Source organism: Nocardia salmonicida NBRC 13393 (assembly GCF_001613085.1).
Lineage (GTDB): Bacteria > Actinomycetota > Actinomycetes > Mycobacteriales > Mycobacteriaceae > Nocardia > Nocardia salmonicida.
Genome location: NZ_BDBR01000014.1, coordinates 19,578 through 41,102, shown reverse-complemented (window position 1 = coordinate 41,102; position 21,525 = coordinate 19,578). Strand labels below are relative to the sequence as shown.

21 protein-coding genes are annotated in these 21,525 nt (G+C 65.4%); 4 read left to right on the top strand and 17 right to left on the bottom strand.

Translation table 11 applies throughout. The features are described 5' to 3' along the window. Window positions 1-71: 71 nt before the first annotated feature. The 8 genes from nrdH to NS1_RS16930 form a co-directional block, all read right to left on the bottom strand. Complete coding sequence (gene nrdH, locus NS1_RS16970; RefSeq protein WP_062985785.1) at window positions 72-305, bottom strand: glutaredoxin-like protein NrdH; 234 nt, start codon at window positions 303-305, stop codon at window positions 72-74. Between the two features lie 23 nt (window positions 306-328). Then, on the bottom strand, window positions 329-772 hold the full coding sequence (locus tag NS1_RS16965; RefSeq protein WP_157125248.1) for a hypothetical protein: 444 nt from the start codon (window positions 770-772) through the stop codon (window positions 329-331). A 1,366-nt stretch (window positions 773-2,138) separates the two neighbouring features. Then, complete coding sequence (locus NS1_RS16955; RefSeq protein WP_157125247.1) at window positions 2,139-2,471, bottom strand: hypothetical protein; 333 nt, start codon at window positions 2,469-2,471, stop codon at window positions 2,139-2,141. A 237-nt stretch (window positions 2,472-2,708) separates the two neighbouring features. After that, on the bottom strand, window positions 2,709-3,209 hold the full coding sequence (locus NS1_RS16950) for a hypothetical protein (protein WP_062985778.1): 501 nt from the start codon (window positions 3,207-3,209) through the stop codon (window positions 2,709-2,711). Next, on the bottom strand, window positions 3,206-3,520 hold the full coding sequence (locus tag NS1_RS16945) for a hypothetical protein (RefSeq protein ID WP_062985777.1): 315 nt from the start codon (window positions 3,518-3,520) through the stop codon (window positions 3,206-3,208). Before NS1_RS16945 ends, NS1_RS16950 begins: the two co-directional genes overlap by 4 nt. Beyond that, complete coding sequence (locus NS1_RS16940) at window positions 3,517-4,014, bottom strand: hypothetical protein (RefSeq protein WP_062985776.1); 498 nt, start codon at window positions 4,012-4,014, stop codon at window positions 3,517-3,519. Before NS1_RS16940 ends, NS1_RS16945 begins: the two co-directional genes overlap by 4 nt. Then, the gene (locus NS1_RS40830; RefSeq protein WP_169812788.1) at window positions 4,014-4,541 is read right to left on the bottom strand and encodes a hypothetical protein; all 528 of its coding nucleotides are present in this window, start codon (window positions 4,539-4,541) and stop codon (window positions 4,014-4,016) included. The genes NS1_RS16940 and NS1_RS40830 overlap by 1 nt, the downstream gene beginning before the upstream one ends. A gap of 325 nt (window positions 4,542-4,866) precedes the next feature. Beyond that, window positions 4,867-6,000, bottom strand: coding sequence for a hypothetical protein (locus NS1_RS16930; RefSeq protein ID WP_062985774.1), 1,134 nt, complete (start codon window positions 5,998-6,000; stop codon window positions 4,867-4,869). Between the two features lie 614 nt (window positions 6,001-6,614). On the opposite strand from NS1_RS16930, the gene NS1_RS16925 reads away from it, so the two are divergent. From NS1_RS16925 to NS1_RS16915, 3 genes are all read left to right on the top strand, one after another. Beyond that, on the top strand, window positions 6,615-7,067 hold the full coding sequence (locus NS1_RS16925; RefSeq protein ID WP_063816168.1) for a helix-turn-helix transcriptional regulator: 453 nt from the start codon (window positions 6,615-6,617) through the stop codon (window positions 7,065-7,067). A 162-nt stretch (window positions 7,068-7,229) separates the two neighbouring features. After that, window positions 7,230-8,012, top strand: a complete 783-nt coding sequence (locus NS1_RS16920; RefSeq protein ID WP_062985772.1) for an aminotransferase class IV family protein — start codon at window positions 7,230-7,232, stop codon at window positions 8,010-8,012. Between the two features lie 69 nt (window positions 8,013-8,081). After that, window positions 8,082-9,005: an SUMF1/EgtB/PvdO family nonheme iron enzyme gene (locus NS1_RS16915; RefSeq protein ID WP_062985771.1), complete on the top strand. Its 924-nt coding sequence runs from the start codon at window positions 8,082-8,084 to the stop codon at window positions 9,003-9,005. Between the two features lie 179 nt (window positions 9,006-9,184). On the opposite strand, the gene NS1_RS16910 is transcribed toward NS1_RS16915, so the two are convergent. Next, entirely contained in the window at window positions 9,185-10,303 is a 1,119-nt protein-coding gene (locus tag NS1_RS16910; protein ID WP_157125244.1) for a GAF domain-containing protein, read from the bottom strand. Window positions 10,304-10,340: 37 nt separating this feature from the next. Next, on the bottom strand, window positions 10,341-11,420 hold the full coding sequence (locus tag NS1_RS16905) for a cytochrome P450 family protein (RefSeq protein ID WP_157125243.1): 1,080 nt from the start codon (window positions 11,418-11,420) through the stop codon (window positions 10,341-10,343). Between the two features lie 121 nt (window positions 11,421-11,541). On the opposite strand from NS1_RS16905, the gene NS1_RS16900 reads away from it, so the two are divergent. Continuing rightward, window positions 11,542-12,144 carry a GNAT family N-acetyltransferase gene (locus NS1_RS16900; RefSeq protein WP_062985787.1) on the top strand — a complete coding sequence of 201 codons (603 nt, stop codon included), beginning with the start codon at window positions 11,542-11,544 and terminating at the stop codon, window positions 12,142-12,144. Between the two features lie 11 nt (window positions 12,145-12,155). On the opposite strand, the gene NS1_RS16895 is transcribed toward NS1_RS16900, so the two are convergent. The 7 genes from NS1_RS16895 to NS1_RS16865 form a co-directional block, all read right to left on the bottom strand. After that, window positions 12,156-12,719, bottom strand: coding sequence for a hypothetical protein (locus NS1_RS16895; protein WP_062985766.1), 564 nt, complete (start codon window positions 12,717-12,719; stop codon window positions 12,156-12,158). A gap of 32 nt (window positions 12,720-12,751) precedes the next feature. Continuing rightward, a complete protein-coding gene (locus NS1_RS41690) occupies window positions 12,752-13,339 on the bottom strand; it encodes a hypothetical protein (RefSeq protein WP_063816164.1) in 588 nt (195 codons plus the stop codon). Window positions 13,340-13,556: 217 nt separating this feature from the next. Then, window positions 13,557-15,089 carry a peptidoglycan DD-metalloendopeptidase family protein gene (locus NS1_RS16885; RefSeq protein WP_062985764.1) on the bottom strand — a complete coding sequence of 511 codons (1,533 nt, stop codon included), beginning with the start codon at window positions 15,087-15,089 and terminating at the stop codon, window positions 13,557-13,559. Then, window positions 15,086-15,886, bottom strand: a complete 801-nt coding sequence (locus tag NS1_RS16880; protein ID WP_062985762.1) for a hypothetical protein — start codon at window positions 15,884-15,886, stop codon at window positions 15,086-15,088. The genes NS1_RS16885 and NS1_RS16880 overlap by 4 nt, the downstream gene beginning before the upstream one ends. Further along, window positions 15,886-18,123, bottom strand: a complete 2,238-nt coding sequence (locus tag NS1_RS16875; RefSeq protein ID WP_157125242.1) for an MFS transporter — start codon at window positions 18,121-18,123, stop codon at window positions 15,886-15,888. Before NS1_RS16875 ends, NS1_RS16880 begins: the two co-directional genes overlap by 1 nt. Next, a complete protein-coding gene (locus NS1_RS16870; protein ID WP_062985758.1) occupies window positions 18,120-21,113 on the bottom strand; it encodes an ATP-binding protein in 2,994 nt (997 codons plus the stop codon). Before NS1_RS16870 ends, NS1_RS16875 begins: the two co-directional genes overlap by 4 nt. After that, window positions 21,110-21,496 (bottom strand): hypothetical protein, encoded by a 387-nt coding sequence (locus NS1_RS16865; RefSeq protein WP_062985757.1) that lies wholly within the window; start codon window positions 21,494-21,496, stop codon window positions 21,110-21,112. The genes NS1_RS16870 and NS1_RS16865 overlap by 4 nt, the downstream gene beginning before the upstream one ends. Window positions 21,497-21,525: the final 29 nt, after the last annotated feature.

Here is a 21,525-nt window from a genome sequence, read left to right as displayed (position 1 = left end):
TGTCGTGCGGGGGCTGGCGGGTGAAGTCCTCGGCAACATATCGCTCGGATTCCGTACGTACGGCGGGCATTTCATGACCCCGAGCTACCGATGCTGGCGCGGATCCGATCAGGCCGGAAACCTGACCAGTGGTCATCTCCGCTCACAACCACAGGTGCCTGGCTGTAGCCCAAGCCAATGACGAAATCGCGGGCGCGCGCGTCGTGGCTGATGTCGACAACGTGATAGTCGGCGCCGGCCTTTTCCAGGGCGCGGTAGGTCGCGTGGCACTGAACGCACTCCGGCGTGCTGTAGACGGTGATCATGAACTGGTCCTTTCGTGGTGAGATCAGCGCGAAACCGCAACGCGGCCGCGGAGCTTGGAGTTGCGGGCAAGGCTCGGAAACTTGCCGTCCATTGCCTTTCTCCACTCCTGGATGGCGGGGGATTCGCCCGCGGTGACCACCGGTACAGCGGCCCTCTCCGCCGCACGCTTCGCCGCGGCCGCGAGGTCGGCGGCATGGCGTGCAGCGGCACGCTCGGCGGGCGTCGCTTCGGTCCAATCGAGCTCGCTGAGACGGCGTTTCAGAAATCCGATCGGGCGCCGAACCTGAGGCCACGCCAGCCCTCGACGGCGGTTCTCCTCCGAAATCCGGCGGGCAATCGCACGGCCATCCCATCGAGTCGTGTCGATGTTCGCCGAGGCGATCACGTCGCAAACCGCGCCGATATGGGTGCCGGCCAGGCGAAGCCACTGATCTCGATCGACTCGTTGCCACTGCCCGCGGTCCATGCCGATACACTCATGGACCAGCTCAGCAGCAGCTTGTTGCAGATGCAGAGCACGTGGGCGGCGCTCTTCGCTCTTTACTCGTGGCGTCCTCGCGCCCGCGTGCGCGTTCGCGCGCGTTGGTGAGTAATTCCTAACTAGAGATTTACTACTAACCCACCTAGAGGTGGGTAGGTGGCCAGTGCCGTTGACCTGGGTATATCCAAGCGCCGCCTTCATAGCCATGGATCGGGGACCGAGCGACGCCGAGCCGCGGCGGGGCAACATTGCGGCTTCGCGAGGCGAAGTGAGGTACCAAACCGAGGCAGCTCTCGTCTGTCGGCCTCCGTGGTGTGCTTCAGCCAGCAGCCGTTCGAGGCGGCTGAGGCGGTTACGTCCGCGCGCCATCTCGACGGCCAAGCCGAGATCTGAGAGCACTTTCCGGGCCCGCCGCACAGCCCGCGTGCTGACACCTGCACGCAGGGCCAGTGCCTCGTTAGAGGCGGTCACATCGCGCCCTGTGCCGCCTGTGGCGAACTTGGTCATTGCTTCAGCGACTGCGACTACGAAGTCCGCACTGATGCCCTGAGCGCCGCGTATGGCGGCACCACGGTCGGAGGCGAGTATGACGCGCACCTGATCGAGCCATATCGAGCAGCTAGCGATCGCGGGGACGCGACCTGCGCTGTGCGCGGGGATCGGCAGCGACCAGGAGCGGCCGCGTTGACCGGCATTGAGCTCCTCGAGCCGCTGCACGTTGGCTTCGGCCTGAGATATGTCGGTCCAGTCGAGGGCTGTGGTCGAGTCCTCAACCCCGAAATCAGCACCTTGCTGAGGGCATGCTTTACCATGGGAGCTGCTTCTCACGGCAGTTCCTTTCTTGGGACATCAACAGCACGCGGGGCCGGTGTGGGTCGGTCCCCGGTATGAGCACTCGATGGGCTCTCTGGCCCTCGGTATCGAATCCCTCTGTGGCGGATGGGTTCGATGCTGCTTGCGTGCTGTTGGCACGAAATCTGCAATTAGGTGTGGGCGCGTCAGCGCAGAGGCGTCACCTCCCGGCCGAGCGGGGGAGATGGAGCCGAGACTCGGGCGATCAGGCGATGCCGATCGAGCGACCGAGCAGGGGGCGCAACCGCGATGGACCGCGGTGAATCCGGAGCAGGCGCAGGTAGTTGGCCTGGAGTCGTCGAACCTCGGGACGGCGCGATAGCACGCGGTGCTGGTGGGTTCGGATCAAAATGCTTTACACTGGCGATCGTCATATGAACGCCAGGGCAGTTGGCGGGAACATCACGTTCCTCCAATCGTCGAATGGATGCAGGTTCGATATGGCGCGAAACCCCCGACCGCCGGCCAAAGCTGAGGGGGTTTTCGTGCGTCTGGGGTACTACGTCGTCCCGGTCCGGTGCAGCTCCTCGGTGCCGTCGCTGAGCATCCCCGCGGCCTCCAACGCCAGCTCGACGCCTTCCGACACCATCGCGTAGTGCAGCAGCGTCATCATTCGTCGAGTGATGTTCGTGCGCTTCGCCCGGACCGGTTGCAAGACCTTCCTGGCGACCTCGGGAGAGAGGTTCGCCCGGATATGGGTCGCCGGTCCGGTATAGGTCGCGGTGATCGGTCGGTGATGCCGGGGCGCGACTTTGAAGCCGATCTCCACGAGCGCCTCGATGCGGTCGGTGACCGACATAGAAGCGGGGCCCCAGCTGGCGACGGCCTGCACGAAACTTTCCGGCGCCGAGATCCCAGTAGGTCTCCCATGTTTGGGAGGACGGCCGACTGGCCGTGGCATAGAGGAGTCCTTCATGGTCGTTGATCGTGCCTCGAGACCTCGAGTTATGGCTACCGACGCGCCGAATATTTTGTCGTAAATTATCGCGGCTTGGAGTGGCCTCGCAGCCGTCGGTTGCGCGCGGAAGCGGTGTGAGGGCATGCGAAATCGACGTGATGCCAGCCATGTTCACGCGCCCTTCCGCCAGAAAGCCTGTGGCTGAATGACTCCCCGATCGAGCTCGGCTGAAGCGAGCAGATCCGAGATGCGCTCATGGGTTCCTGTGGGGCAGTGGCACTTCACCGAGATCTGGCCGAATCGCGCAACCAGTTCATCGGCAGCGAGAACGTGCCGTCGGTCGGCCGATACGCCAACCAGGATCGGGTAGGCATGCCCAGCATGACGCTGCCAGCGCACATGCCATTGCGCCCCTTCGCTGTCGAGCACATCCAGATGTGCTCCGGGCTCCGGCAGTGACCGAGCATGCCGGGCGCCCCGAACACTGCGTTCCCTCGGCTCGGCGAGTAGCCCGAACACCACCCACAGCGACGCCACCGAGTGAATTTCGATCACGGTGTCGGAGTTCGGCGTTGCCGAGCTGGACCAGTCGAGATCGGCACATATGCGCTGGGCAGCAAGGAAGTCCGCGACGTGGTGTCCGAACGACGACCAGGACAGTGGCCTGTTCATAGCGCCTGCTCGGTGCCTGCGCGTAGGAGACTGCGCGCCCAGGTTGCCACGGCGGCGATCTGATCAACGGTCGCGGTTTCGGGGTCGGCCGCGACCAGGTCGACGACGTCAAGGAATGCATCGCGGCCGAGCTGAGACATCCCGCAGTGGTTGGGCACCAGGACAAGTGGCCCATGGGCGTTAACAAGCTCGGTGGTCGCCAGTACGGCAGGGTGATGCTCGCCGGAGACCAGCCGCGCCCGCGAGTCTCCGTTGACTGCGAGAAGTGCCCACTGCCGACCTTCTCGGTCGATGCCCAGGAACGATGTCATGCCGCAGCCCTCCAGATGTGGTTTGTTGTAGTGCTCCAGCTGGCAAGAGCAGAGCTGATGCGCGCATCAGCGATGGGCATCGGCTGTACTGCCAGGAGAGCGAGGAACCCGCTGACGACCGCTTCGACACCACCGAATGCGTGGCCGTACAGGTGATCTTCGGCGTCGAGCGCAGTGAAAGTAACTGCGGTGTAGGCCTGGATCGCACCATGATCGGTTGCGGCCAGCAGCTGAGTTCCGGCGAGCTGACCGAGGAGGCGCCACTGCTCAGCGAGCAATGCGGCGTCGCTCGGGTCGCGCAGCGCGCGGCAGCTTTCGGCCACGGTGGTGGCAAACGCATCCGGGAATTCAGGAATGTTTGCCGACAACCCCCATTCGGGATCGGTGTAGAGGCGAGCGAACCATTCCCACCTCAGGTGGGATGGCGCTCCGTCAGGAGCAGGGCTGTCGAGCAGGCCCGCGGCGATATCAAGGACTCGACCCCAGACCGCCATCACGCCACCGCCGTGGACTGTCGGCGGTACTTGCTGGTCCGCTCGGTGAGACGGCCCGCGAATGCGTTGCGCCGCCGACCGTGAGCTTGGAAATCATCGACGACCTCACCGGCGGCGTCGAGCAACTTGCCGGCCACGATCATCGAGGGGGGCGCTTGGCCGTCGGCGATCTGCTGGTCGAGAGTCTTGCGGCAGGCCGCCAGCATCGGGCAGGCGTTGCAAGCAGCGACCGCCAGTTCCCACTCGGCGACGCAGTTTCGGTCGACGGTCCAAAGTTCCGCCTGTCCCTTGCACACAGCGACGCCTTGCGCTGCCGCAGCGGTCACTGTGACGCTCAGTGAACGAATTCCCAGTTCCCGGCGTATTTCTCGCAACGTCGGGCACTCCTTGCGCCTGCCGGACCGCGGGCCGTAGGCCAGGCCGCAGCGGCGGCACCGATGACCGTGTGCGTCCGGGCGGTGCTCGAATGCGAGCTTGCGCAGTTCTGCCATCGACAGTCGGGAAAGCGAACGGGCAGGGCTCGTCATCGAGGTCGACGCGAGAAGTTTCAGGGCCTGGGCCACTGAGTCACACAGCGGCTGATTCTTCGTACGAGGCCTCTTGCACACCGTGCATTTCCCGTCCTTGTGCACGTGGAGTGCCACAACTTGGAGAAGCTCGGCCTGAGTCGGGGGGCGGGTCGGAGCCTTGATGCGGCGCCTCCGGGGGGCGCTCTCGCAGGTGTTCATGATGGTCTGCCTTCCGTGTGAGACAGCTGCAACGAGCACGACGCTCGCGATGAATGTGGTTAGGCGGCAGCGTGTTGCGCGCATGCCGGTGCGGAAGGGTGTCCTCCCGCACCGGCGACGAAAATCAGCGCAGGGTCGACTGGGCTGCTGCGAGAGCGCCGTTGGCGGCGTCAGTGAAAGCGCCGAACTGGTCCGGGGCGAACTGCGGCTGCTCGACGATCGCGTCGACTACCGCTTCGGTCACCTCCGCCGTCTCCGGTGTCGATGTGCCGACCGCGACGAGGTCCTGGGCGGCCTGAGTGACTACCGCACCCGCCTGCTCTGCCCAGGGCTGTTGCTGGACCGTGGCGGTGACCTCGGCCGCGACGTCGAGCGCAGTGTCGATAACCTGCTGACCACCGGGCTGTTCTTCCACCCAACCGACAGCCTGCTCTCCGGCCGCGATCGTGTTGTCCACCGCGGTCTCAACCTGCTCCTCGATGGTGGGAGCGGGAGCTGGAGGGCTAGGCGGGGTCTCCGGCGGAGGGGTGTAGTCGGAGCCGTCGCCAGCGGTGACGATCGTGCCGATGGTTCCGCCGAGCGCGCCACCGACGACCGCGCCGAACAGTGCTGCGGGGACGCCGATGACGGTTGCGCCGATCACCGCGCCTGCGGCCGCGCCGATCGCGGTACCCGCGACACCGGAGGTGATCGCGCCGATCACGGGAACAGGGATAAGAGTGCCCAATCCCGCACCCACGATCCCACCGACCGTTCCGCCGACAAGTGCTCCGCCGACACCACCGACGATGGCTGCAGGGGCTCCGAGCACGATGAATCCAATGGTCGCCCCAGTGGCGACACCGACGACCATGCCGGTCCCCATTCGGGTACTGCGGCTCGGATCGAAGCCGATCGAGGTCAAGAAATGGTCGACGTCGCGCTGCGCGAGCGCCGCCTGGCCGTTGAGCTTCCACGTCGCATCTACTGGCAACCACTCGGGCCGCGCGATCTTCGCGTCACCGACGCCGAGCCACTCCGGGTCCGGCGGAACGATGACCTTGGGCGGCTCGACCGGCTGAGGAAGGTGCAGGCTGCCCAGATCCTCGCCGAGCGAGGTAGAGGGAGACGAGGGAGCCGTCTGCGGCGTGGCGTAGCTCGGCCCGCTGTAGTCGCTGTAGCCGGTGGAGTCGTCACCGTTCCCAGGATTGCTGTAGTAGGACGGCGCAGAAGGCGCAGAAGGCGCAGAAGGCGCGGGGCGATACTGCTCCGGCGGCACGTACTGCGGCTCGGGCAGCAGATTGCCCTGCCAAGACTGTTCCTGGGGACGCGGGGGAGGCGTCGGGGCAGGAGGCGGAGTCGGCGGAGTCGCCGGACTCGTGGTGCCGGGCTGCGGTGCCCCACTGGTTCCCGGCTGATTCTCACTGGTCGAAGGGCCGGTGACGCCCGGCTGCGGCTCCGCGGCCGCCGTTCCGGATCCGATAGCAATCGTCGCTGCGATCAGAACGCTGACGGGGATGGCTGTTGTCCGGCGCCGAGCCTGAGCTCGTCGGTGCCGCCGCGGTGCCTGAGGTTGCAGCGCACTGCAATCTCGAGAGAAGGGTTGTGCGGTCGTGTTCATACGCGTGCCTCCAGTTGAGGCGGTTGACACGCGCAAGACGTAGCATCGATACGCCACAGCACGCGTGCAACCGCTAGTGGTTCAGGGCCTCCGAGGGCGACGCGACGCCAATCACAGACGTCCTCGGGGGTCTTTCTCAATCCGATAACTCAGCGAGCTCTAGCTACCTCCCTCCCATGCTAGTAAATCTATGATCGAATTGTAAGGTCGCAAAGTTCGCTACAAACGAGGTGGGTGAGACACCGTTGCACCGTGACACTCAGGGGCGACAGGTGACCCGCCGGCGCGACCTCCGCGGCTTCGAACCTCAGCGGCTGGCCGAGGCCGTCGAGCAGTCGCCCATGTCGCGGAACGAAATCGCGCGCCTGGCCGACATCTCGGCGCCGACGCTGTCGAACTGGTCGTCCGGCAAGACCCACCCCACGGTCGATCTTCTCGCCCGCGTCGTCCGAGTGCTCGGCATTCGCATCACCGACGTCGTGATCACCGACCCGGCAACTCGGCTCTTCAGCGACCTGCGTGTCGCGGCAGGCTTCACCCAGCCGCAGCTCGCCGGCGCCGCAGGTATGACGACACCGACTTTGCAGAAGATCGAACGAGGCGACGTCAAACAGCTGTTGCCCCGCCACGTCAAAGCCCTCGCGAAGCCGCTGGGAGTCACCGACCAAGAGCTGATCAGGGCATGGAACAACACCAGGAAGCGCGGACCCGGCGTGCCTGCATGACGTGTTCACCTCGCCGACCCCCTGCGTCTGATCATGATCATCAGCATGGCGGGAGTCGCTGGTATGCGGAACCGACCCAGCACCGCGTTGCGTCGAACTTCCGCTGAACTTCGCCGATGCAGAACCGCGACGCCGACGCGTCGCGATGAAAGACTGGCCGCTATGTTGCTCAACGGTCAGCCGCCCACCGTCGACCAGATCAGCCGACTGGCGCTGGTCAACCTCGGACACTTCACGTCGATGCGCGTGGAGGACGGCGGTGTCCGTGGCCTGTCGCTGCATCTGGAGCGGCTTGCTCGTGACTGCCGCCAGGTATTCGCCACCGAGCTCGATCTCGACCGAGTCCGGCAATACCTGCGCAGCGCTGCCGCAGACGCCAGCGGCCCAATTGTCATGCGGGCCACCGTCTATGACCCCCGACTCGAGCTCGGCAAGCCCGGCGCCGCGGCCGACCCGAACGTCCTTGTCACGACGACCTCGGCCGCGCCCGTTCCGATGCCACCGCTGCGACTGCAGACCGCGGTCTTCACCCGAGAACTCGCACGGGTCAAGCACATCGGGCTCTTCGGCGCTGTGCATCACAGGGCTGCGGCTCAGCGCAACGGATACGACGACGTTCTGTTCACCGCTGCCGACGGCACCGTGTCCGAAGCCGCCACCGCCAACATCGGCTTCATCGACGCCGATAACCGCATCATCTGGCCGAAGGCCGATGTGCTTGCCGGCACGACCATGCGCCTCCTCTGCCAAGCCCGCGATGAGGAAGTGCTCACCAAGCACATCGCGCTGTCGGACCTGCCCCAGTACCGAGCCGCGATCCTGACCAATGTGGCCATCGGAGTCCGCGCTGTGCACAGTGTCGACGAAACGACGTGGAGCACCGATCATCCGATGATCGCCGAGCTGCGCGCCGACTACGAGTCGATCCCGACCGAGCGGCTCTGAACCCTCCCAGTCGAACCACACACGATTGCTCGATACTCTTTCTCGCGACGAGGGAAGGGGTGCAGCAGCGTGGTTGCCACAGTGAGGCGTTGGAGTGGAACCGAAGTCAAGGCGCTGCGAGAGGCCCGTCGGCTCTCCGTTCGAGACTTCGCCGCACACCTCGGTGTCAGCGACCGGATGGTCTCCAAGTGGGAGGCCGGTCGCAGCAAGATCTTCCCCCGCCCGATCAATCAGGCCGCGCTCGATACCTCGCTCGCCAGACTGACCAGCGACGAGCGCGCGCGGTTTATCGCCTTCGTCGGGGAGGACAACATTGTCGACACCCGTGAAACCGACGTGCCCGAGCAATCCACGGTGGTGCGACACCCGGGCGACGGCAAGCTCATGGCCTGGATCCCCGAGGGCGTATTCCTCTCCGGCACCGGTGATCTGCCGGTCTACATCGACGGCTTCTATCTCGACGTCTATCCCACGACTAACGCGGACTACCATCGATTCGTCTCCGCCACAGGCCATTCGGCGCCACGGCACTGGGAATCGGCGAGCCCGCCGCCCGAGATCGCCACACATCCGGTCGTGTGGGTGAGCTGGCACGACGCGACTGCTTACGCGGACTGGGCGCGCAAACAATTGCCGACCAACGAGCAGTGGGAGAAGGCGGCTCGTGGGTCGTTGGGAAATATCTACCCCTGGGGCAGCCAGCCGACACCGGCCAAGTGCAACGTCCGCGGGTCCGGGCCCGGCACCACGACTCCGGTCGACAACTACCGATCCGGCGCCAGCCCCTACGGGATATACGACATGTGCGGCGGGGTGTGGGAGTGGACCAGCACCGCCACCGTTGGTGCGGTCAAGGACCGCCGCGGGCTCAAGGGCGGCGCATTCACCAGCCTGTTCGAATCTGCTGTGCCCTCGGCTTGCAATGACGCGCGGACCGGCATGACCGACGACGACACTGGATTTCGCTGCGCGACTGCCACGCTCGCCATTTGACGGCTCGACGCTCACATCAAGGTGGTCGTGAGCGGGAAGTGTGGGGATCATCGGCGTCTCCTGACGTTGGCCAACGGGAATTGGGCTCGCCCACGTGTTGCGGAGAGCCTTCTTCCGGCGGCCGTCAGAGACTGGTACCGGGTAGTCGGTTTGGATCGTAGCAGATTGGTATGAGTCGTCTAGGTGGGATCGCTCAGCCCGGGGTGTCCCTGGTCAGTGGGTTCGACCGGGTCTGGCTCGTCGCTGTATCCGGTGACCCGGAATTGGACGACGCCTAGCAGTGGGGCGTCGGGTGACGTTCGCATGATGGCGCCCGTGCCGTCGGTGACCACCCAGCCGCCGCCGCGGCGGCGAAGGCGGATGCCCTCGACGAATCCTGTTTCGGTCTTGCCGGTGAATACGTCTGTCGCGGCCTCGAAGATGCGTTTGACGTCGTCGGGATGTGGCGTGTCGCGTTGGTCGACTTGACCTTTCCACTGCACATCGGACATGGGGTCGGTGATCCATCGAAGCAGCCGCATTTTGGCGATGTCGACGAGCGCCATATGGACCTGCGACATTCGTGGAATCGCAGCTAACGCAGCCGCTTCCAGGCTCGGAGCTCCAGAACTTGCGCTGGTGGTCTGGAAAATAAGTCCGCGCCAGTGATGAGAAGTTTCGTCGGTTGGCCCGGCCACCATAAGGAGTTGTGCTGGCGTCTGTTGCTTGTGAAAAGTCATCGACACCGGCCCCTCCCAATACGAGCCGGGCTCATGCGTCAGCAGCGCTTTGATCAAAGCGAACGCGTCGACGGGCTCGACGAACCGGAAGATCTCAGGCGCCGTCAGCCGGGTGTCAGGTTGACCGTTGGCCAGGGCTGCGGGAATATCCGCGAGTCGCTGATGCGAATCCCAGGTGAAAGCGAACGCGGACATCGGTGGCGTCGACGGACTTTCGTTGTCGGCGCCGATCCAGACTTGCACGCCATGAAGAACCCCATCCGGACCGACCACTGGAATCAGCCGAGCGGCAACCGTCTGCCCATTGCGCAGAGTGTGATTGATCGATGTGGCAGCGGGCTGCCGACGAAGCTCGGCGATGCTTGCCTCGAGCCATCGAGCCGCCTCGGTGCCGGGGCCCTTACTGCCGCCCAGGGGATCCTGCACCGCGCGCTCGAACGACGTGCGACTTCGCGGCTCATTTGACCGCGCGACGACCGTCAGCCGGGTCGCCTCCAACGCTTCGACTAGTACCCATCCAGACTTCGGCATTTCGAACCCCCCATAGGTTGCATGCTCTTTTGTTGGAAGTTCGATCATAGCGACCGCACATTAGGGGAGGCTGAAGCCCTGCGTCTCAGTGTGTCGTGGTCATTGTCAGCTCAGCGAACCCGTAGGTGAACCAAGAGGGCCGCAATCGATACTGCTGTTGCGGCTTGATCGGGTCGAGCTTCGGATACTTTCGAAGAACCATTTTGGCGGCGGTGACAACTTGCATCTCTGCCAATGCTGCTCCGATACAGAAGTGGCGCCCTCGACCGAATACGACATCGGGGCGCCCGATTCCCGCGGGATCGAGGTGCGCGGATCGGAGCGAGAGAATTACTGTGTGCCCACGGGGGATTGTCACACCATTCACCTCGAGGTCTGCCAAGGGGAATCGCCGCAGGGCGTAGTTGACCGGGGCGACCTGGCCGATGAGGTCGCGAATGAGGCGACTGAACTCCTCCTCGGAATCGAGGAGGCGTCGCGCTGCCGCATTCTGGGCGCGCACAAGCTCGTCGAGCACAGCGGCCACCAGCGAGGTGACGTTCTCGAACCCTCCGATGATCACCGCGAAGGCCAGCGAGATCAGCTCGTTCTCGCTGAGGCGGTCCTGGCCGTCGCGGGCCTCGAGCCAGTGCGAGATCAGGTCCGTCCCGGGATCAGCCCTCTTTTCGGCGATCACACCAGCGACCAGCATCAGCATTTTGCCCAGAGATTCCTGGATCGCTGCCCCCTGCTGGGAGGTATCGACGGCGAACATCGGCCGCGCGGCGTCACGGAACTCGTCGAGCCGATCCTCTGGCAGTCCCAGCAGCGTTCCGATCACCCGCGGCGGCAGCGGCTCGCACAGCCCGCTCATCAGGTCGATATCACCTTCGATCGGCAGCGCGTCGACGAGTTCCTGCACCGCGTCTTCGACCACCTGTCGGTGCGCTGGATGATTGGGCGGAGCGAAGGCCTCGGCAGCGAGCTTGCGTACTCGCCGATGCTGATCGCCGTCGATGTTGAGAAGGTTCGCATCCAGCGCCGGAGGGAGGTTCTGCCCGCGAAACCCCGTGGTGGAGTCGGCCTTCGCCGCTGACATCACCGGGTCGGCCAGTAGCCTGGTCACCACGTCGTATCCGGTGACAATCCACACTGGAGAGCCGTCCGGCAGCTCGGCCTGGTGCACACCCCCGTTCGTCGTCCTGAGAGCTTCGTGAAGTTCGTTCACCGTGTGAGTGCCGGCTTCGAATGGACACCGTTGACCCAAACTCATAATTGCCAGTGTGCAACGTCTAGGAGGTATCCACATGCCCAACACCGTTAGCACCGCTACTGAGTCTGACGTCACAGGCTGCTCGCAGGTCCTTGCCGAAGCCTTCGCAGATGACCCGCTTATGGCCGCAATCTGGCCTGAAGCCGAGGAGCGTCACCGCGCCTTGCCGCGGTACTTCGCAGCCTCATTGCGACACTTCCACATCCCAGCCGGTGGGGTGCAGATCGCATCCGACCCCGGCGGAAACATTGGGGGAGTGGCAGTTTGGGATCCGCCGGGGCGGTGGGACCAGGGGCTCATGCAGACGATGCGTGCCGTTCCAGACCTGTTGCCGGCTCTTCGGCTGCGCGCCGGACGAGCGATCACGGTCCGCCGGACGTTGGACGGGCATCACCCGGCAAACGCCCACTGGTATCTGGCGAACATCGGCACACCGCTCAGCCACCGCGGGCAGGGCTTCGCAGCCCAGCTCCTGCAGCACCGGCTCGACTCCGCCGCTGGCACCCCCTCCTATCTCGTCTGCACCCGGGCGGAGAACGTGGCCTATTACGAGCGGTTCGGGTTCAAGGTCACGGAGACCTTCTCGCTGGCGATCGGCAATAAGCCGAAGATGTGGGCGATGCAAACAGGCGGCTGAGCGTTGTTCGGCTACGGGCACGCGACGTGAAGGAAGACCAGGAGCTCGGTGTTGCGTCGAGCGGCACTCCAGCTCGAAGGGATCTCCTCCTTCAGCTTGACCTCCACCTCGCCGGTGTTCGGGCGATCCCAGGTGATCCCGAGTGGGAAGCCATCGGGGTTGCGTGCGCGGGAATTGGCGATGGCTGATTCGGCGGTGGTGAATGTCGCCGCGGGGAAACCGAGCTTCTCGTTCTCCGCAGTGAGAGTTTGGGATCCGTGAGTCAGCTGTACCTTCCAGCCGTCCTCGGTGGTGATCTCGACTCGCTCGTCGTCGGCGGCATCCTCGCAGCGGGCCTGGAACTTGTTGGCGGTCCCTGCCACCACATGGGTCGCGACATCGTCGTCCAGTCCGATCACGAGTCCCGTCGCCGCGCGAGGATCAGCATGGTTGCGGCTATCAGCTGATGTGACTGTGCCGTTGGAGGTGTCCTCGTCGTCCGACGAGCTGCAGGACACCAGCGCCCCAGCTGCGATAGCGGCTACCACGGCCGTGCTGGCGACAGCGATGACGGCGATCCGACCTGGGTTCGGCATCGGTCTTCTCCTTCTCGGGGGCTAGAGCCCGGTTAGTAGCTGATCCTGTCGACAAGCCATTGGCCATCTTGGTGAATCACGGTCGCCCACACGACAAGCTCGGGCTCGATCGCGGTGACCCGATCCCCGGTCACCGCGCTCTGTCGGATCGTAATCGCCCGGTGTACCGCGGAATCGGTGTCCGGTGGGCATCCCGAGCAGTCGACTCGAACATCGGCGATCACTGTCGTGCCGGCTTCGGCCCATTCGGCCCATTCGGCGTTGGGCCATCTCTCTGTGCGGGCATCAACGCTGTAGTTCTGAGCCAGCGCCGCGGTGAACCAGCGACGGGCCCGCATGAACGCGTCGTTCGGCGTGACGTCGCCCTGGCCTGGTCGCCAGGTGTAGGCCACGGTGAAGGCCTGCTGCAGGGTGTCCTCGGCGGCCGCCGAGCCGGCAGTGCTCTTCGAGGTGGTTTCGGGGACAGGTGCCGACGAGCTCGGCGGCACGAATTCGATCGAAGTCGCCGGTGCCGGCTGGGCCGGCACGTCAGGATCAGCGCTGCGGAAGAACGCAATCGCCACGACCGCCACGATGGCTGCAAGCGCTGCAGAACCGATCAACCACGACCGTGCGCTCATTGCGTTCCTCCCCTCACAGCAACAGAGCATCGCACAAAACTGGCGGTGACCTGGTCAGATGACACGTCCCGCGAATCGAAGCAGGGTGCCGGCGATCGACGGAAAGTCGTCGACCGCTCGTCGAGCGACGCCCAGCGGTAGAGCCCAGTGCCAGATCTAACGCCAAGACGGACCGGGGAAGAACTGCCCTGACCTGCGGTGATGACACGTCCCCTCATCACATGACCCGCCGAACCAGCATGCCAGGCTGCAATGGAGCGTTCTCGACGACGCCGCCCGTGGTCGGAGCGTGAACCATCTGACCGTTGCCGGCGAAGATTCCGACGTGGCCCGGGCCGGCGGAGCCCCATGATCCGAAGACAAGATCGCCCGGTTTGGCGTCGGCGAGCGAGACTTCGGTGCCGACGGTCCACTGTTGTTCGGATGTTCTGGGCAGCGAGATCCGCCCGCCGCTAGCGGCGTGGATCGCGTAGCTTGTCAGCCCGCTGCAGTCGAATCCGCCCTTGGTCGGACCTCCGATGTCACCGCCACCCCAGACGTAGGGAGTGCCCAGGTACTGCTGCGCAGCCTCCACCGCCTGCGCAGCGTCGCCCCCGGAGCTCTGCGGCGTCATGCGTCCGGCCGCGTTGGGCGCCTCGTAATTGGCTGTGGCAGCCATGATTTTGGCGACGTAGCCCTGTGTCTCCGCGTAGGGCGGGATCCCGCCATATTGGAGCACGGCGCCGGATCCGGCGTTGTAAGCCGCGAGCGCCAGTTCGACCGTCTCTCCCTTGACCTTGCCCTCTGCCTGGGCTGTGTCGACCTCGGTGTAGAGCGCGCACATGAAGTTGCCCTGGGCCATGACAGCGTCTCCGATCGAGTTCGGGTCGGCTTTGCCGTCGCCGTCGGCGTCCTTGCCCCATGTGGCCCAGGTCCCGGGCATGAACTGAGCAGGGCCCATGGCTCCAGCCGGGCTGACCGGAGCGTTTGCGCCATAGCGAAATTGGTTCTCCGCGTTCAGCTGCGCTGCCAGGACGGGCGGGCGGATGCCTGGGCAGAGGCTTCCGGCCTTGCGCAGCCATTCCTCGAACTCAGGCGGGACCTTTCCGGCTGCGAGGTCCCCGCCGCCGGGCATTCCGAAGCCCGCGCATCCAGTAGATCGCGATGCTGCGGCGAGCTTGACCCCATCCGCTTGGGCTGCGGGTGCCCCAGCAAGGAGTGGTGCTGGATCGACCGCGGTTCCGCCTTGTAGGCGTCCGCCTTCCCAGAACTCGAAATGCAGGTGCGCCCCCGTGGACTCCCCAGCGTTTCCGATGTCGGCGATGTGGTCGCCGGCTTTCACCTCTTGGCCCTCGCGCACACGCAACCCGTTGGATTCCATGTGGCCGTAGACCGTCGACACTGTCTTGCCCTGGTACAGGCTGTCGATGATGATCCAATTGCCGAATCCTGATGCCGGACCGGATTTGACCACGACGCCGTCGAGCGCCGCGTAGATCGGGGTACCTATCGCCCCGGCGAAGTCGATGCCCTGATGCATCGTCCCCCAGCGTGGCCCGAACCCACTGCTCATGGTCGTGCCGGATGTGGGCTGCTGAATCGGGCCCGACGGCGCGAGCTTGCCACCATTGGTCGATCCGGAGGTCGCGATCTCGTTGGTCGGGCACTTGGCGCGCGGAATGACGGGGGCGGTACTGCATCCGAGTGCTCCCGCGGCGATCGTGACGCTCACGGCCGCGGCGAGGCATTTGTGGGTCCTGGTCAGATTCACAAGGCACCCGGCAGCGGGGTATCGAGCTCGGGCAACGGGATGTCGCCGGTCGGGGGAGGACCAGCTGGAGTCGTTGTTCGGTTCGCAGGTGGCGGAGTCGAATTCGACGACTTCGGTGTACTGGGTACTGCCGAGCCCGACGGCGTCGGCGATGACTGCGTTGTCGACGGCGGCAGTGCCGGCGTCCTGCTGCTCTTGGGCGACTGGTCTCCCACCACGGCAAGGTCGAGCGTCGGGTAGGGGGCGGAAACCGTCCAGCGCCGCTCCGAGGCGGTCAGGAGCACGATCAGCGGGCCAGCGTCGGTCAGGATCGAAACCTTCGCTGCGCGGGCGCCGCCGTCGCCGGTGACAGGTTCGCTGCGCGTCGGTCCTGTGATGGTGACGGGCTTCTTCGGTCGCGCCTGGAGGAACTTGTCGCCAGGCGGGCCCGCGGTCAGGATCCCAAGTTTGTACGTCCATTGGGTGCCTGCGAGCTTCTGATCGACGAAAGTGTGCGCATAAGACATCGCGGTGGCGGGGGCGCTCGCTGTGACCCACTGAGGTGGCTTTCCCGTCACCATCGACTCGCTGATTTCGACGAGGTCATAGCTGATCGGCATGGCAGCGCCGGATACCGGACCCGAGCTGGTGGCAGCGGGTGAATTGGTGCCAGCCCGTTGAGGTTTCGCCGTGGCCATCCCCGTGATCACGAGCGCAGCGATCAACGCCGCGATCGTGATCGTGAGGTTGGTCCGCGAATACAGAACCCAACGCCGGAGCGGCGCCAACACCGGGTTGCCGCCTTCGAACCCAGCCATCAGTTCAACCTTCGGTTCTGGCGCTGACCGGCGTTGCCGTTCGGCGGCGGCGGATCCCACACCTGATGGCGCGGCCGCGCAGGCGGCTCGGCGCGTTGTGTCGACCTCACCGGCGAGGAGATCGCCACCATCGGCACGACGCCGTTGAGAGTGTTGCTCCCCCGCGTCGGGGTATAGACCTTCATCGGCGCGATGACCGATCCGTCACCGCCATCCCAGCGCTGGCTCACCTGGGGAGTGACCGGGCGATCTTCCTGCTCTTCACGGCTACGCGTGTTCTCCTCATCGAAGCGTCGAAGCGCCGCCGCTCCGTACTCGACGGCGCGGGCGGCCTCGGCGTCGTCGAGCATCCCCGGCTTGCCGTTCTTTCCAGTCTTGCCGAGCTCGCCTCCGCCGCTGATGCCACGGGCCATCTCGGCCGACGCCGATGCCGCGATTCCCGCGATCCGAGCGTCGCGCGCCTCGGTGATCTTCGCTGACTGGGACCGCCGTGACTGCTCGTGCAGGTGCTTGCGGGCGTCGCTACGCGCGTGGCTGACGTCGGCCTGGCGGCGGTGAGTCAGGTCGCGGCCTTCGGGACGCACCGGCCGCACTGTGTCGTTGTCGAGCGTCTCGTCCCCGCCGCGGCGAGCACCGCCCTTACTGAACTGGCTCACGGCCTTCTCGGCCGCGACACCTGCCGGTCCGCCGCCGAGCGCGGCCCCTGCACGCCGCAGGAACGCTGCCTTCATCGACTGCTGGGCACCACGAGCCTTGCGGTTGATCAGGCTCGCCTGATTGCCCGAAATGGTCTGCGACATGCGTTTGAACGGTCGCATGATGAACCAGCAGATCGCGGTCAACAGGATCATGAACCAGAGTCGCCATGCACCGTCGACGATCCCGTTGTCGGTCACATACAGCCGAACCAACGCGATCAGATAGAGCCCGACGATGACTGCGCCTGCGACGCCCCACATGTAGGCAGTCGCCAGGGTGCGAAGCACCCGTGAGAGCATGCCGCCGTGCGCGGCCGCGATCGGGATCCAGATCGGCGCGAACAGGATGGCGAACCGAATAGCCAGCAGGGCAGTGAGTTTGAGAAGTGACGCGCCGATCCACAGGATCGACGGCATGGCCAGTTTGAGCATGGCCATGAAGCCGATGCCAGCGCGTCCGGATTCCTTGCCCTGGAAGGTGTAGAAGCTGAGTTTGTGCTCCTCGAGCGGTTTGACCACCTCGTTGCGGAACTTGTCCTGCTTGGCCTGGATGATTCGTGCCTCGGCGTCCGGATTGTTCTGGATCTCTTCCTGCTCGGCGTAGGTGAACGCCAGGCTGTCGCGCAGTTTGGGGCCAAACCCGAAGTCGGGCTGACGGTCCTGCAGTTCGGTGTAGTTCGCACCGAACCAGCCCTTGCGCCAGTCGTCGAGGAAGATCTTGTCCAGCAACACATTGCGTGGATCATTGACGCCGACTCCGAGCGTGCCGCCGCCGTCGTCGATGCTGACCGAGAACATCTGGTCCTGCGTGTCGGTGATGAGTGAGCCGAAGGTGTCGTCGCTGACCTGAATGGCCTTCTGCGGTGCGCCGACAAGCAGGGCGCCGAGGGCAATCGCGGCCAGTCCGACACCGGCCGACTTCGTAACGCCGGCGGTGTCGGACTTGAGCGCCTGCCAGCCCATGATCACACCAGCGACGCTCAGGCCGATGCCCAGCCAGGTTCCGTAGATTCCGACCATGCCTCGGGACACCGAGGTGACGATGTCGTCGAACTTCTCCAGCGCCGACTCAACTCCTGCGGCCTGCGCGGAGGCACCGGTCTTGGTCTGCTCGTCGAGCCAGAATGCCGCGGCAGCCATCGACTCGCCGATGGTGAGGAAGGTGTTGCCGTAGTTGGTGTCGAGCACCGAGCTCGGAGCCCTGACCAGATCTTCGCCGCAGCCGAGGTCGTAGGTGTACCAACGCAGGCCGGCCCAGCCGTAGGTCTGGTACCCAGTCGGGTCGGCATGGGTCGGTGCCGGCCGTTCAGCACTCGATGCGTCGAAGAGGGACGGGATGACGGCTTTGGGCAGCTCGGGTGCGGGGATCTCCTTGCAGTCGAAGCCGACGGCGGCCGCGGTGGGGCTTCCCGGACCGATATGGCCGAACATCACCAGCGCGAGGACGGCGAGGACTCTGGCGAGTTGTCCTGCGACAGCGCCTACTCGGGAGCTTTGACCAGCGGAGATGTCACGTCCCCGCTCGGTGTGGGCGCTCATGCTGCACCCGGCGCGGAGATCGCGGCGCTGTTGAGTGCGGCGAAGACGTGGGAGAGGTGGACGAAGTGGGTCCAGTCCGACCTGATGAGCTCGATATCGTCGGCCATTTTCATCACGAACCGCCTGGCCTGGTCCTGCCAGCTGGTGTCAGTGTCTTCGTCGAGGGTGTCCTCGCCGCCGCCGCCCAGATCGGCGAGCATCGCTTCGTAGCCTTGGTCGGTGGGCAGGCCGAGTAGCTTCAGCGCCCCTTGGATCGCGTGCTCGTTGCCGCCGAGGTCGCCGACGATGACCTCGTATGCCAGGGCGGACTTGTCGTCGGTGCCGTCGGTACCCAGGTAGTCATCGGGAAGCTGTGAGCAGACCAGTGCGCGCACCTTGTACTTGCGCGAGTCGCGAGAGATTCGCAGGTTCAGGGTCTTTCCGGCGCCGGTGCTCTCGAGATATTTGTTCTCGTCGAGGAACAGCACCTTGCGCACGTGCCGAGGCTTTTCGTAGACCAGGCGGTTGGCCAGCCACGCCGCCATGTGCATCAACGGGCCGGTCATCCGCTGCTGTGGAGTCCATTGGGACGGGTCGATGCCGTCTGGGGGCAGCTGCAGACCGGGCATGGTCAGGATCGTCAGGCGCACGTCGCTGTCGAAGTCGGCTTCTGCGCCGGTGCCGCTATCGGGAAAGAGCACCCGTGCTTCGGCCAGCTGGCTCATGACGTTGAGGTCCTGGTGGATGCTGCGTGCACAGGTGCGGATCTGGACGTCCTCGTCGGTCTCCGCGATCTGCGCGATGGCGTTGAGTACTTCGCGCAGGTTGTGGTGACGCTCGCCGCCGACGACGTTGGCCGCGGTGTGCAGAACGCTTTCGGTCCACTCGAGGTCGAGTCGGGAGGGCGGCAGCATCATCTTCAGCACCGACACGGCGACCGAGATGCGTTCGGCCGCCGCGGCACGCACGTCGGCTTCGTATTGGGCGGTCGCCGCGGCCACAGGATCGGAGTCCCGGCGGAAGTCGGGGTGGGTCGATGCGTACTCCGGATCATCGCGGCGCGGATCCACAATCACGCGGTAGGGGTTGAGCGATCCGGGCCGCGATGACCGACCGGTGAGGGCCTGCACTTCGGCGATGTCCCGAAACTCGGGAAGGTTGGCGAGTTCGCGCAGCGGACCAGAGGGGTCGAGGATGACGCCGTAGGCGCCGGCGCGCACCGCTTGGTAGACGATCATCCCCGCGAGGAAGGTCTTGCCCGATCCGGGGACGGCCACGATCGGGGTCAGGCCGCTCTTGTGCTTGCGTTCGTGGGCGGCGAAGAGGTCCCACACTGCTGGCCTGGGCGCGATGGATGCGGTCTGCCCGAGGACCACGCCGGTGCGGTCGCCGATCCGGTCGCCGACCGCGGCCATGCCTGCCGAGAGGGATCCGACGCTCATGTGGCGCAAGTGGGCGACGTTGGCGAGCGGCTCGCCGGGGATGAACTCACGCAGCAGTTGGTACTGGCCGTGCTCGAGTTCGAGCGAGATGTGAGGCGAGTACATCTCCTTCAGCATCGACGCCTTGCGGCGCGCGTCGTCGGGCGTCGCGCCGACCACGGCGACCCGGTACCAGCCCTCGGTACGGGCAGACAGACCCGAATGGTCCTCTTCGACGTCGGAAATCACCTGCTGTGACATCGCGTACTGATCGGTGAGTTCCTGCGGGGGATCCTCATCGTGCTCGATGGTGTAGTGCTCCCACTGGGACTTGATCTTGTTGGCCTGTCGCCGCATGCGCGCGATCGTCTGACCTTTCGGGACCAGCGTGATGCGTTCACTCCACTCCAACGGCTCCCCGGACGGGTCGCCGATGACCTGCCACGGCAGCATCTGCTCGGGGATCGGCAGTGCGGCCATTCGGCCGACGGTCAGAACGATCACCGCGCCGGTGAATCGCTGACCGTCTACCAGGCCGCTCACTGTCGTGTAGCCGTCGCCGGGTGTGATGGTCACGTCGGTGAGGTCCTCGAGCGCAGCGACATCCGGTTCGTCCCAGTCGCCTCCGCCAGCGATCACACCGTCGACATCGAGCGGCAGACCGATCGTCGAACTGCGCCGGAGGAGGTAGTCCATCTGCGCTTCGGTGGCCGGCAGCGCACGCGCGCCTTGACCCGCCATGATGCGTTCCAACGCCGTCATGTGTTCACGGAGCGCTTCCTGCTCACGCGCGAAGGCATCTTCCGCCCATTGGTGCACGACTTTCGCGACGCGACCGAGCACCGGCCAGTTGATGGCGACAGCCAGCATCCGAGCGACTGCGTCGAGCGCCTGCCCTGAGGCAGACCGTGCGGGCAGTTCGATTCCCCAGTAGCGGCCTTTGAGTGTCGGGTTGCCCCAGAGCATCGCGTGCTGTTGGCCGCGCAGATAGTCCGCCCACGACAGCGCACCTGGCACGTCGGGAATCGGGTCGGCCCACTGGTCGTGCGCCTGCGCCCACTGCCGCACCGGCCACGGCGTGCGGACCAGCCGCCGATGCAGCGAAGTCGCGCCCGCGTCGGCAAGGTTCGCCAGCACCAGTGCTTCATCTCGGATGTAGCGCCGCTGCCGTCGGGTCGGGCGCATGTTCCACGGCCCGGGAGGCTGGACGAACCAGGCGGTGGACGTGCGCCGGGTTCGGGTGATGTTTCCGGTCGTCCCCACCAGTTGCAACCGCACGGTCTTGCGCTCCCGCGCGGCGCGCTTCTGCGCCGCGATGCGTTGGCGGTCCAAATCGGAGGCGACGCGCTTCTTCCCGCGCTTGCGCTTTGCGCGAGTGGGCTGTTCGGCCTCGCGGGGATGCGGATCCACTTCGGGGCGATCGGCGGGGCGGGCCTCAGGAACCAAGGACCACGCCAGCTGTTGCTTGGGCTCAGGGGCCTTCGACAGTGCGGTCCACGAAGGCGGCAGCGCACCCGGCGGCACCACCGGCAGTGGTTCGTCGACATTGGGATCGAACAGCGCGGCGATGTCGTTGTCGTGCAGGCTCATCGGCTGGCCCTTTCGGTGCGGCGCGATCGGCGTGGCTGCTGGGCGGGCGAGGGGAGGGAAACGGAGACGGTCTGGCTCTGCTTGGGCGGCCGTGGTGCGGTCAAGTCGTTCCAGGCCGCGCGGATGATCGAGCGCAGCGGCCGATCGGCGTTGACGTACTTGGTGGCTCGGCTGGTGACGAGCACCGTCACCGCCATCGCAATTGCCACCGGTTGGAACCCGAAGGTGAGGTGCAGCACCGACATCTCGATGAACAGGGTCGTCACGAACACTGATAGCCCGACCCCGATCGCGGTGTAGCGGATCCGGAAGGGCAGCGCATGGCCGGTTGGCCCCAGCCAGTTCCGGTCGACCCGATAGAGCAGGTCGTCGTTCTCGATCACGGAGTGCTCCTAGTCGCTTCGATCGGTCG